The organism is Halomonas sp. M20, from assembly GCF_020622265.1.
Taxonomy (GTDB): Bacteria; Pseudomonadota; Gammaproteobacteria; order Pseudomonadales; family Halomonadaceae; genus Modicisalibacter.
On record NZ_JACNMQ010000003.1, the window covers coordinates 283,311 to 295,540 of the forward strand.

The following is a 12,230-nucleotide window of genomic DNA, read 5'->3' on the forward strand; positions in this document are numbered from 1 at the left end:
AGGAATAGGATGAAGAAAAAGGTAAATTAAGTTCTATTACTATTTCTGACATTATCAGCGTCAATTTCAATACTCTCTCAACAATAACCTTCGAGAATCATCGATGCATAAAAAACGCTCACGACTCGACCCCTACGTCTTCTGGCCCGCCATCGCCGTACTGCTGGTAATCACGGCGCTGCTGGCCGGTTTTCAGCAAACCCTCGCGCCCCTGATGACCCAAGCCCTGAACCTGATCAACAATCGACTGGATTGGGTTTTCGAGTTCTTAACCTTTGGCATCTTCGTCATGCTGCTATGGTTTGCCTTCGGGCGCTACGGGAGGATTCGCTTCGGCGGGCACGGCGAGCCTCAAGCCTTTGGCAACTTCAGCTACGGTGCCATGCTCTTCTGCGCCGGTATGGGCACCAGCATCATGTTCTGGTCCATCATCGAGCCGATGTACTACTTTCAGGGGCCGCCATTCCAGGTAGAGGCCAAGAGCGACGCAGCGGTGGAATGGGCGCTGACCTATGGGCTCTTCCACTGGGGCGTGTCCGCCTGGTGCATCTACACCCTGCCCACCGTCGTGATCGCTTATTCCCTCTACAACAAGGGCAACAAGTCGCTGAAGATCTCCCAGGCATGCAAGGGGGTACTGGGCGCCACGGCGGACGGCTGGCTGGGGCGCATCATCGATATTTTCGTGATCTGGTCCTTGGTAGGCGGACTGGGTACGTCCCTGGGGCTCGGCGTGCCGATGATCTCAGCCGGCATCGGCGATATCTTCGGTATCGAGCAGTCTACCCAGCTCAGCATCATCATCATTCTGATCTGGTCGGTCATCTACCTGACCAGCGCCACCCTGGGGCTCGAGAAGGGCATCAGCAACCTGAGCAACCTCAACGTCTATCTGGCGGTCACCCTGGCCCTGTTCGTGCTGCTCGTCGGCCCCACGAGCTTTCTGCTTTCCTATTTCACCGACAGCTTCGGGCGCATGGCGCAGAATTTCCTGCGCATGAGCTTTTACACCGACCCGATTCGCCAGGGCGGCTTTCCCCAGAGCTGGACGGTATTCTATTGGGTCTGGTTTGCCTGTACCGCGCCCTTTCTCGGCCTGTTCGTGGCGCGTATCTCCAAGGGGCGTACCATCAAGTCCGTCGTCGTCAACATGCTCGCCTGGGGCACCTTGGGCGGCTGGCTGTACTTTGCCGTCATGGGTGGCTACGCCATGCACCTGCAACTGACCGATGTGTTTGATGTGGTGGGCAGCATGGCGGAAAACGGCGATGCCCAGACCATCATCAATGTGCTCAACACCCTGCCCCTGGGCAAGGTCGTGGTGATCTTCTTCGTCGTCCTTGGCTTCATCTTCCTGGCCACGTCGCTTGATTCGGCGTCCTTCGTGCTGGCTTCTACCGCCTCCATCGGCGAAGAGGATGGCGAAGAGCCGGCTACCTGGCACACCATCACCTGGGGCGTGCTCATGGCAGTGCTGGCGATTTCCCTGCTGCTGATCGGTGGCTTGAAGGTGGTGCAGTCCTCCACGGTCATCGTCGCGGTGCCGGTACTGTTGATCTATCTGCTGCTGATTGCTTCCATTGTCTGCTGGCTACGCCAGGACCATGGACCACAGGGAGAGAAATGATGGGTGTATTCGACGTCGACTACAGCAAGATTCACGAACGAACGGACCTGCCTTATGCCGTCGCGGTCACCGAGCATGCGCCTATCGAGCTTGCGGACGGCACCGTGCTCTCCGCCAAGCTGTGGCTTCCCGAGGGGCTCGCCACGGCCCGAGGCGTGATCCTCGAGTATTTGCCCTATCGCAAGGACGAGTTCACCGCGCTGCGCGATGAAATTCGCCACGCCTATTTTGCCGGCTGCGGCTATGCGGCGGTGCGGGTGGACATTCGCGGCACCGGCGATTCCGGCGGCATCATCACGGACGAGTACCCGCATCAGGAGCAGCAGGACTGCCTGGAGATATTCGACTGGATCGCCGAGCAGTCCTGGTCCGCCGGCAATATCGCCATGATCGGTAAGTCCTGGGGGGGCTTCAACGGCCTGCAGATGGCGTCCTACAACCATTCGGCGCTGAAGACCATCGTCACGCTGTGCTCCACGGACGACCGCTACGAGGACGACGTTCATTATCGTGGCGGTACCTTGATGGCCTCGGATATGCTGTGGTGGGCCTCCACGATGTTCGCCTACAACGCCCGCCCGCCTTTTCCACGCTTTGTCGGCGACAAGTGGCGCGAGATGTGGCTGGAACGCCTGGAAAAAACGCCGCCTTTCGTCGAGACCTGGCTCGAGCACCAGACCCGGGACGACTACTGGCGCCAGGGCTCGATCTGCGAGAATTTCAGCGATATCCGCATTCCGGTGCTGACCATGAGCGGCTGGGCGGACGGCTACACCGACGCGGTGTTCCGACTGATGGATAACCTCGACGTACCCAAGCGCGCCATCATCGGCCCCTGGGCCCACGAGTTTCCCGACCTGGCGATACCCGGGCCGCAGATCGGCTACCTGCAGGAGTGTGTCAGCTGGTTCGACCGCTGGCTGGCCACGGATGCCACGGACGAGCCCCACAAAGACAGCTTCGTCGTCTACCTGCAGGACAGCGTGCCCCCTCAGACCACCTATGACTATCGGCCCGGAGAGTGGGTGGATATGTTGGCCACGGATATCTCGCATATGGACGTGCTGGACGTCTTATCCGGGCAGCGCACACTCGCCAACCGCCAGCATCACGGCCTGTATTCCGGCGTGTTCTGTCCCTTTGGCCAGGAAGGCGATCTGCCCGACGATCAGACCATCGATAACGCTCTGGCCACGTCGCTGACGCTCTCGCCGGCGGAGCAACCGCTCAATATTCTCGGCAAGACGCAGGTCAAGCTGCGCCTGAAAAGCAATCAGCCTACCGGCAACGTGCATGCGCGGCTGACGGATGTGTCACCGGCGGGTGAGAAGACCTACATTACTGCGGGCCAGTTCAATCTTACCCATCGTCACTCCCATGCGGTGCCGGAAGAACTTCCGTTGGATGAATGGTTCGACGTCGAGTTCGGCCTGGATGTCATCGGCTATCAGTTGCCGGCAGGACATCAGTTGGAAATCAGCCTGAGCCCCACCTACTGGCCGCAGATATGGCCGGCGACGACGGTGGCGGAACTCCAGGTCGATCTGGGTCACAGCCAGGTACGGGTGCCCCGGGCCACCGAGCCGGTATTCACCGAACTGCCCTTCACCCGGGCGGAAACCGCCAGACCCCTGGCTAAGACGGTGCTGCGTGAAGGCAGTCGCACCCGCCGCGTCATCAAGTCCCTGACCACTCGGGAATGGCTGCTCGACGACTTCTCCGACGAGGGGTTGCGCATGCTCGATCACAACGGCATTACCTATGGCACCAAGAATCATAACGTCTGGCGCATCCGTGAGGGCGAACCTCTGAGCGCCGTGACGGAGTCCAACTGGGAAGTGGATCTGAGCGATGCGGACATCCGCATTCATGTGGATACCCAGAGTCGCATGAGCTGCGACGCGGAGAACTTCTATCTGGTCAACAGTCTGCAGGCCTTTGAAGAAGACGAGGAGATCTATCGCAATACTTGGGAGAAAACGATTCCCCGGCATTGGTAGTGAGTCAATGAAGCTTCATGGCTGATATTGTTACTGGCCCCTAAGCGCAAATAAAATAATCAGCATATTTATATTATAAGTTGCGACGAGCAAAAAGCCCGATGCGCTTAATGCATCGGGCCTCGCTTGCTATTCTGTGTCAGCGATAGGAAGTCGCCCTCAGGCGATAGTGAAGTAGTCCGCCATATTGGCATTGATGTCGTCCGCGGCCACTCCGATCATCATAATTTGGGTCTGTTCACCCAGTTCGACCGCAGTGCCTTCATCGGCATCCGTGACGCGACCCGCCAGGTCAGAAAGGCTTTCGATATCCGTATCGTTGATGTTGGTGGCGACGATGATTTGATCGTTTGCGGCAGCGAAGTCATGGATCTCATCGTTGCCGTCGTCACCGATATAGAAAATCTTGGTGCTGCTGCCTTCGGTGGGCTGGCCGTCCTCATCGGCGCTGCCGAAGATGATGTCGTCACCGCTCTCACCCTGGATCTGGTCGTCACCGGTACCGCCGTGAAGCCAGTCGTCGTCTGCACTGGCAAAGATGATATCGTCGCCTTCGCCGCCAAAGATCACGTCCTGACCGGTACCGCCGTGGAGCATATCGTTACCGGTATCGCCGTACAGGGTGTTGTCGCCGGACTTGTCGCCGAAGATGGCCACGAGGATGTCGTCGCCCGGGCCGCCCAGCAGCTGATCGTTGCCTTCGCCGCCCCTGAGCATGTCGTTGCCTTCTCCGCCGGCCAGCCAATCGCTACCCGCGCCGCCGTGGATCAGGTCGTCACCGTTCTCGCCGAGAATCGCATCGCTGCCGTCGCCGCTATAGGCAACGTCGTTGCCATCGCCGAGATGGGCTATATCGCTGTAGTCGCCAAGGCGCAACCCATCATTGCCACCCCTTGCGCGAACGAGGGAGGAGTCGCTGCCGAAGATGAGTTCACCTTCGTCGGTACCATAAGTCAGACCGCTGGCTTCCTGGATAAAGGACATGGTGTTTCCTTCGATGAATAGCATGGCTGCATCGTGTGGATGCATTGAGTCACGTTTAGCACTGCCTTAAAGATTGAACCGGACCAATATCTTGATGGCCAAGGTTGCCAATAGCCGCGTTAAGCGCAGGCAGAATGATAGGTGCCATCGTTTGGATTGATAGGCGATTTTTGTAGTGTTTTGTTGGCGAAAAATGTGCTGTGAGCTAATTTAGCTAATCTGCTGTCAGGTAGGAGCGTAATCATCCGGTCGCTTATATCTGGTCACGGCAAGTAGCTCTGCGGCTCTTGCGACAAGCCCTTGAGGCCATGAAGACAATCCCGGTGATCGATCTGGCGCGACGATTTTAGCTTCCAGAGACCCATTCTCATATCTTTCTAGCTCGACGTTGATGATGGCAGGCCTGTCCGCTCAGATGACTTTGCCTTCATCGGTGCAGTTGATCAATTCGCTGCCCTGATTCTGAATTGCCATGCTCCGCTCCTTGAATAATCGCTGTGTCTGCTAAGGTTGTGTTTAACGCCGTGCCGATGACTGTACCGGTCTCGGTAGTAGTTTTCACAACGAGAATCGTTGTGCTTTGCAAAAAACAAATATATCAATAACTGGTATTTGTAGCATTTTGTCAGCGTCTATCTCTCAACGTGCAGCGGATGACGGTGAGGGCTGTTCTTCCGGTCTCGCAGATCCTTGAGCGCAACCCCGAGGGCGCCAAGGACGACGACGATGATCAGGCCGAACCCGAGGGCTACGGCTACCGGCCAGGAGGAGGTCACGCCAAGCGCGGCAAAGACCGCCGCGGTGATGACGGCGATGCCGATGGAGGTGCCGATGCGTTGGCCGGTCTGCATGATGGCGCCAGAGCTTCCCGCGTACTGCAGGGGAACCTCCGCCAGGGTCAGCGCCTGGTTGGGGCTGATCACGGCACCCTGAGCCGTGCCGATCAGTGCCAGGGAGAGCAGCAGCCACCAGATGCTCAGATAGCCGCCTGCATGCAGCAGCACGACGGCGATACTCGCAGCAAGGCCGGTGAGGGCGAGAAGCAGGCCACAGATAACCATCTTGCGCCCATAGGTCATCACCCGCCGACCGGCCCAGCTGGCTGCATAGGCCGAGATGAAGGCGGCTGGCGTGCTGATGAGACCGGTTGCGAGGGCGGATTCACCTAGGCCCTGCTGCAGATACAGTGCCACCAGCACCCAGATGCTGGTCATCCCGGTAAAGTACAGGGTCATGATGAGAGCGCCGTTGGTGAAGCTGCGGGTGGAGAATATGCTCAGATCCACCATCGGACTGCGACCTAGGCGAGCATAGCGTCGTTCCCAGCCAACCCAGAGCGCGACGAGGGTCACGCCTAGCGGGAGCAGCAGCCAGGTGAGAGGCGACGACTGGGACTCCATGAACGGGAACAGCACGGCGAGCACCGCAAGCGCTAGCAGTACGGCTCCAACCGGGTCCAGGGAGCGGAATGTATGCAGCACCCCGCGGGGGGTGTTCGTCGACTCTTCTGGCCCATGACTGAACAGCGGTTTCGGGAACCAGGCAAGCGCCATGACGATGGCGGCGATACCAATGGGCACGTTGACCAGAAACGTCAGGCGCCAGCCGAGATCGGCACCACCAAGTTCGATCAGCAGGCCGCCCAGCACCGGACCGATGCCAACCGACAGGCCGACCGCGGTGCCAAAATAGCCGAACGCTCTGCCACGCTCCGACCCGCGAAAATACTGCTGGATCATGCCCACGCCCTGAGGGCTCAGCAGCCCCGAGCCGACGCCCTGCACGAATCGGGCGATATTGAGCCAGTCGGCATCTGGGGCCAGGCCCGAGGCAATTGAAGCTGCCGTGAATACCGCCACACCGACAACGAAGATGCCACCTCGTCCCAGGAGATCCCCAGCGCGACCGGCGGCTACCAGCACCACGCCGAAGGTCAACGCATAGCCCGACAGCACCCACTGCAGATCGGACTGGGAAGCCCCCAGCCCCTGCTGAATGGAAGGCAGGGCGACATTGACGATGCTGACGTTGATCAGCGACATAGCGATGGCTGCCAGCAGCACCGCTAGGATGCGCCAGCGCGTCGAATCATCGATCGACTCGTCGCTTATCTTCCTTGAATCAGACCGACTTTGCACCGGATCTTGTCTCCGCTTCCTGGGGGGTAAGTATGAATAGCGCCGAGAGCAGACGAATTCGCCTACAAGAGTGACACCATCCCTGCCAAGAATGAAGGCGCGCCCGTTTGCTTACCTCACTGTAGTGACCTCGAATGTTTTCATGCCCTGTAAGCGGGTGCTACTAGCCGGGCAATAGTCGGCGCTGCATCTTGGCAGGCTGTGCACCGGGGAAGTTGCGCTCGATGAGGCGCATGGCGATGGTCAGTACCACCGTCAGGGCAATGTAGATTCCCGCGATCAACAGCAAGGGCTCATAGACCAGGAAGGTCTCGTCGCGCACCAGGTTGGCGGCCTTGAGCAGATCCATGACGGCGATGGTGGATACCAGCGGCACGGACTTGAGCAGCAGGATCATCTCACCGGTGAGCGTGGGCAGACAGAGCTGCACGGCCCGCGGCAGCCATAGACGATAGAGCACCTGCCAGCGTGACAGCCCGAAGGCCCGGCCCGCGGCCAGTTCGCCGCTGGGCACGCTGAGCATGGCGCCGCGAAGCACCTCGCCGGAATAGGCGCCCACGCTGATGGTGAAGGTCAGCGCGCCGTAGAAGAACGGATCGCGCAGCAGCGGCCAGATGATGCTTTCCTGAATGCCGGGAATCTCCGGCAGTAGGCGCCCCACGCCATCATAAAAGAAGAACAGCTGCACCAGTAGCGGCGTGCCGCGGATCACCGTGGTGAAGCCGCGTACCAGCATGGCAATCGGCTTGGGCGCGGTGATCTGGACCAGGGCGATGATGACCGCCAGTATCAGCCCCAGGATGCCGGACACCGCCACCAGCAGCAGCGTGTTGACGAAACCCGTCCAGAGATATTCTTGATAGAAAGGATCGAAGATCCAGGAAAAATCCATGGTGTTGTTCTCTTGGAAGTTGGCTTAGACCTCTTTCAGCAGTGCCTAGGCGTTGTCTGAAAGCTGGCCACGCCGAACGACGCGCTCCGCCCAGCCGAAAAGCGCGTTGGAGCCCAGTGTCATGACCAGATAGAGCGCTCCCGCGACGCTGTAGAACAGGAAGTAGGAGCGGGTGCTCGCCGCCGCTTGCTGGGCGGTGAAGAACAACTCCTCGAAACCGATCACGCTGATCAACGCCGTATCCTTGACCAGGATCAGCCACAGGTTGGACATGCCGGGCAGGGCATTAGGCAACATGCCGGGAATCACGAAACGATGAAACCGGGTCCAGCGCGAGAAACCATAGGCATCCGCGGCTTCGAGCTGGCCGCGAGGAATGGCCAGAATGGCGCCGCGAAACACCTCGGTCATGTAGGCGCACTGAACGAAGGCCAGCACCCCCACGGCAGTGACGAAGCCGCTGATCTGCATGGCGCTTTCGAAGCCCAGCGCACCGAGCCCCGCATTGAGTGCCTGGGTGCCGGCGTAGTACAGCAGGATGATCAGCAACAGCTCGGGGATGGCACGTACAAGGGTGGAGTAGGCGGTGGCCAGGGCCTGTAATGGTCCCCAGCCGCTCAATCTAGCGCTGGCGCCGATCAGCCCGAGCGCCAGGCCGATGGCATAGGCCAGTAGGGCGATCTCTATCGTCACGAGTGCCCCTTCCAGGATCGGCCCGGCCCACTCCTGGAGTCCTTCGTTCTGATAGTTTTCCATGGTGAGATTCTTTATCGAATGAGCAGGATCTTCCGCCAAGGCTTTACCCTGGCGGAAGAAGCGATGAGCTAGGAAAGGCGATCAGCCGCCGCAGATATCCGTTCCGAAATACTGCTGCGAAAGCTCGCTGCACCTGCCGTTTTCCACCACTGCGGCGATGGCGTCGTTGAGCTTGCTTTCGAGCTCGTCATCGTTTTTGCGCAGCCCGATGCCGATACCTTCACCAAAGGCTTCATGCTTGGGCGCCGTGGCAATGATGGCGTACTCCTGGGCTTCGTCCCGCTCGACAAAGGCGGTCATGACGATCTTGTCGGCGAGCATGACATCGATACGCCTGGCCAGCAGATCGCGGTTGACCTGCTCCTGCTGGTCGTAGATCTTGAGCTCGACGCCGCTGTCGCGCAGTTCCCGCCGCGCATAAGTGGCGTTTGTGGTGGCGCCCTGCACGCCGAGAATCTTGCCGTCCAGCCCTTCGGGAATCTCGAAGTCGGCGTCCTTGGCTGCCACATAGGCCGCCGGGGTGTAGTAGTAGGGATCGGTGAAGTCGATGACCCGCTTGCGTTTATCGGTGATCGACAGGGAGTTCATGATCATGTCGATCTTGCCGGAGTTCAGTGCCGGAAAAATCCCGCTCCAGCCGGTCGGGGTGACCTCGCACTGCACCTGCATTTCCTCACACAACGCTTGGCCGAGCTCGACCTCGAAGCCGGTCCAGTCGCCATTGGCGCTCTTGTAGCTAAAAGGGGGGTAGGGTTCCGCTGCAATGCCGATCTTCAGCGGCTCCTGGGCCAGGCTGGCGGTGCTTAGGGCCAAAGCGGCGAGTCCAGCCGCCATGACCAAGGTGTGCTTCATCAGAGTCGTTTTCATCAGCTATCCTCGTTTGTTGTTTTCTTTCTATGCCACGCTGGACAGAAACTGCCGGCAGCGTGCGTTGCTCGCTCGTTCGAAGACCTGTTGTGGCGTGCCGGCTTCGGCAATTTCCCCTTCATGCAGGAACACCACCTGATGGGAGACTTCCCGGGCAAAGCTCATTTCATGGGTCACCATCAGCATGGTGCGCCCCTCGGCGGCGAGATCGCGTATCACACCCAACACTTCGCTTACCAATTCTGGGTCCAGAGCTGACGTGGGCTCGTCGAACAATAGCACCCGAGGCTCCATGGCCAGTGCTCGGGCAATGGCAACCCGCTGTTGCTGGCCGCCAGAAAGATAGGCTGGGTATTGGTCGCGCTTGTCGGAAAGACCTACCTTGGCCAGATAATGCTCACCGAGCTTGACCGCCTTACGCCGGCTCAAGCCGCGTACCCGCAACGGCGCCTCAATGACATTGCCCAGCACGGTCAGATGCGGCCAAAGATTGAACTGCTGGAACACCATGGTGACCTTGGCGCGCAGGCGATGGATTTGGCGGCGATCCAGACCGGTGATGTTGCCCTCGGCGTCATGAGTGAAGTGAATGTCCTCATCGGCGATGGTTAGTTCACCTTTATTGGGACGCTCGAGCAGGTTCATGCAACGCAGTAGCGTGCTCTTGCCGGAACCACTCGAGCCAATGATCGAGACCACCTGGCCTTCAGCGACACTAAGGGAGACATCCTTGAGGACCTCGAGTTCTCCAAAGCATTTGACCAGATGACGAGCATCGATCATTGGGGCAGACGTTGTTGTTGTATTCATAGGCACTCAAGCTGTTGTTGTCAGGCATTGCTCGGCACAGCGTTCGATCCGTTTGCAGGCCTCGCCCAATAGTTCCGCTTCCACCGTCAGACTCAGGCGCACGAAGCCCGCCGCCGAGGGGCCGAAGGCCTCGCCGGATAGCACGGATACATTCTGCTCCGCCAGCAGGCGGTCGGCGAAGGCCTGGGTGGATAAACCGGTACGGCGAATATCCACCATCATGAACATGCCGGCCTTGGGTGTGAGCACCTCAAGTACCTCGCTGTCGGCCAGGGTCGCCAGAACCACATCCCGGCGCTGCCGATAGGTCTCGCGCATCTGCGCGAGTTCTTGCGGCGGATGCTCCAGGGCGTGACAAGCAGCGTCCTGGATAAAATCCGGGCAGCCATAGAGCATGCATAGCGCCAGATTGGTCAGGTGCTCGATCAGCTTCTCGGGACCGATCACCCAGCCCAGTCGCCAGCCGGTCATGGCATGGGATTTCGACAGGCTGTCCACCACCGCGGTGCGTTCCGACATGCCAGGGAGGGTGGCAGGGGAGATATGTTCGTTCTCGAAGACAAGCTCGCCGTAGACTTCATCGGAGATCAGCCACAGGTCATGACGCTGACACGCATCGGCGATGGCCTGCCAGTGTTCTCGGCTCAGTACCTGGCCGGTGGGGTTGTGCGGGCTGTTGACCAGCATGGCCTTGGTGCGTGGTGTGACGGCCGCCTCGATATCCGATGCCCGGGGCAGGAAATCCTCGTCCGCGTGCAGCGATACCCGCACCAGAGTGGCGCCAGCGGCTTGCAAAGCGGCTTCATAGGTGACGTACATGGGCTCGAAGACGATCACCTCGTCGCCAGGGTCGAGCAGACACTGAGCGACGGCGTAAAGCCCGCACTGGGCGCCGGCCAGCACAGCGACGTTATCCGCCGTGGCGCTGCCGCCGCGCTGGCGATGTTGGGCGGCAATCAGTTCCCGCAGGCGCAGCTTGCCCTGAACGTCGGCGTAGTGGGTCGCGCCGGCCTGCAAGCTCGTCACGGCGCTGTCTATGATGGGCTGGGGCGTGACGAAGTCCGGATCGCCGATGGAGAGCACGATGATATCCTCGCCCCGGGCCTTGCGCTCCATGGCGTGATAGTGAATATCCCAGGCGGCTGCGCCTTCACCGGCGATGCGATTCGTCAGGTCAGAGTAATGCATGATGGCTCCTTTTTACTGGATAGCGTCCTGGGCTGGTTGTCCATCCCGCCTCGTCACTCCCTCTAGAAACGCCCTGATCTGATCCGGATGATCCTCGATCCAGGCCTCGGCGACGTCTTCCAGATTCTTTTCCTGTTGACTGAACTCGTCGATGAACCGGCTTTGTTCCTCCGCGCTGAACACGACTTGATCCAGCAGCTTGGTCAGATTGGGATTGGCTTCGCTGAAATCACGCCGAACGATGGTGCGGATATCGCTTTTGCCGTTCTCCTTACCGTAGACGCTTTCCGGGTCGTCGAGAATGGCCATGTCGTACTTGGGCGCCATCCAGTGCGGTGTCCAACCGTAGAAGACGATCCAACGCTCATCCCGGGCGGCGGCATCGACCTCCGCCAGCATGCCCGCAGTAGAGGATTCGCGGATGTTCCAGTCGCCCAGGCCGTAGACATCCGCATTCACGGCGTCGTTGATGGATTCGCTGACGGTGGAGCCGCTTTCGATAGAGTAGAACTCGCCATCGAAGCGCTTGCGATTTTCCGGATCATTCAGTTGGGCGGCGCTGGTGATGCCCGCATCATGCACATAACCCGGCACCGCGAATCCCATGCGCGCACCCTCGACGTTGTTGCCCAGATCGACGATGGCATCGGACTGTATGGCGGCGTCATAAATCTTCTGCTGGGCAGGCAGCCAACCCCCGAGAAAGACGTCGGTATCGCCGGATTGCAGGGTGCTGTAGCCCACGGTGCTGCTCATGTCGATACGGTTGGCCCGGTAGCCCAGATCGTCGATGAGCTTTGCGACGATTTCGGTCTTGACCGTTACCCCGGGCCAAGGAGGCACCACGAAGTTGACCGTATCCGCTTCATCGGCGGCCTGAACGGTGAGGGGAAGTAGCGTCAAACTGGCAATAAACAATGTCTTGCGTAGTGTCATAGGGTTGCCCTCATTATTGTGTAAGGCGCTGG

Annotated in this window: 10 protein-coding genes; 2 read left to right on the top strand and 8 right to left on the bottom strand. The window is 59.5% G+C overall.

Annotated features, from left to right (window positions below):
• Nucleotides 1-103: 103 nt before the first annotated feature.
• Entirely contained in the window at nucleotides 104-1,627 is a 1,524-nt protein-coding gene (locus H7850_RS10205) for a BCCT family transporter (RefSeq protein ID WP_227369424.1), read from the top strand.
• Entirely contained in the window at nucleotides 1,627-3,627 is a 2,001-nt protein-coding gene (locus H7850_RS10210) for a CocE/NonD family hydrolase (protein ID WP_227369425.1), read from the top strand. The genes H7850_RS10205 and H7850_RS10210 overlap by 1 nt, the downstream gene beginning before the upstream one ends.
• Nucleotides 3,628-3,786: 159 nt before the next feature.
• Here the strand turns inward: H7850_RS10210 and H7850_RS10215 are convergent, their stop codons facing one another.
• From H7850_RS10215 to H7850_RS10250, 8 genes are all read right to left on the bottom strand, one after another.
• Nucleotides 3,787-4,656: a calcium-binding protein gene (locus tag H7850_RS10215; protein ID WP_227369426.1), complete on the bottom strand. Its 870-nt coding sequence runs from the start codon at nucleotides 4,654-4,656 to the stop codon at nucleotides 3,787-3,789.
• A gap of 587 nt (nucleotides 4,657-5,243) precedes the next feature.
• Entirely contained in the window at nucleotides 5,244-6,749 is a 1,506-nt protein-coding gene (locus H7850_RS10220) for an MFS transporter (RefSeq protein WP_227369427.1), read from the bottom strand.
• 163 nt (nucleotides 6,750-6,912) lie between these two features.
• Entirely contained in the window at nucleotides 6,913-7,641 is a 729-nt protein-coding gene (locus H7850_RS10225) for an ABC transporter permease (RefSeq protein ID WP_227369428.1), read from the bottom strand.
• A gap of 45 nt (nucleotides 7,642-7,686) precedes the next feature.
• Nucleotides 7,687-8,397 (bottom strand): ABC transporter permease, encoded by a 711-nt coding sequence (locus tag H7850_RS10230; RefSeq protein ID WP_227369429.1) that lies wholly within the window; start codon nucleotides 8,395-8,397, stop codon nucleotides 7,687-7,689.
• An 81-nt stretch (nucleotides 8,398-8,478) separates the two neighbouring features.
• Complete coding sequence (locus tag H7850_RS10235) at nucleotides 8,479-9,264, bottom strand: transporter substrate-binding domain-containing protein (RefSeq protein WP_227369430.1); 786 nt, start codon at nucleotides 9,262-9,264, stop codon at nucleotides 8,479-8,481.
• 27 nt (nucleotides 9,265-9,291) lie between these two features.
• A complete protein-coding gene (locus H7850_RS10240) occupies nucleotides 9,292-10,074 on the bottom strand; it encodes an amino acid ABC transporter ATP-binding protein (RefSeq protein ID WP_319799277.1) in 783 nt (260 codons plus the stop codon).
• A gap of 6 nt (nucleotides 10,075-10,080) precedes the next feature.
• A complete protein-coding gene (locus H7850_RS10245) occupies nucleotides 10,081-11,262 on the bottom strand; it encodes a pyridoxal phosphate-dependent aminotransferase (protein ID WP_227369431.1) in 1,182 nt (393 codons plus the stop codon).
• A gap of 12 nt (nucleotides 11,263-11,274) precedes the next feature.
• A complete protein-coding gene (locus H7850_RS10250) occupies nucleotides 11,275-12,198 on the bottom strand; it encodes a glycine betaine ABC transporter substrate-binding protein (RefSeq protein WP_227369432.1) in 924 nt (307 codons plus the stop codon).
• Nucleotides 12,199-12,230 lie beyond the last annotated feature (32 nt).

Excerpts from the sequence above, each read along its gene's own strand:
- H7850_RS10230 (WP_227369429.1), bottom strand. The coding sequence starts at position 8,397 with ATGGAAAACTATCAGAACGAAGGACTCCAGGAGTGGGCCGGGCCGATC.
- H7850_RS10215 (WP_227369426.1), bottom strand. The coding sequence starts at position 4,656 with ATGCATCCACACGATGCAGCCATGCTATTCATCGAAGGAAACACCATG.
- H7850_RS10245 (WP_227369431.1), bottom strand. The coding sequence starts at position 11,262 with ATGCATTACTCTGACCTGACGAATCGCATCGCCGGTGAAGGCGCAGCC.
- H7850_RS10240 (WP_319799277.1), bottom strand. The coding sequence starts at position 10,074 with ATGAATACAACAACAACGTCTGCCCCAATGATCGATGCTCGTCATCTG.
- H7850_RS10210 (WP_227369425.1), top strand. The coding sequence starts at position 1,627 with ATGGGTGTATTCGACGTCGACTACAGCAAGATTCACGAACGAACGGAC.
- H7850_RS10235 (WP_227369430.1), bottom strand. The coding sequence starts at position 9,264 with ATGAAAACGACTCTGATGAAGCACACCTTGGTCATGGCGGCTGGACTC.
- H7850_RS10250 (WP_227369432.1), bottom strand. The coding sequence starts at position 12,198 with ATGACACTACGCAAGACATTGTTTATTGCCAGTTTGACGCTACTTCCC.
- H7850_RS10205 (WP_227369424.1), top strand. The coding sequence starts at position 104 with ATGCATAAAAAACGCTCACGACTCGACCCCTACGTCTTCTGGCCCGCC.
- H7850_RS10225 (WP_227369428.1), bottom strand. The coding sequence starts at position 7,641 with ATGGATTTTTCCTGGATCTTCGATCCTTTCTATCAAGAATATCTCTGG.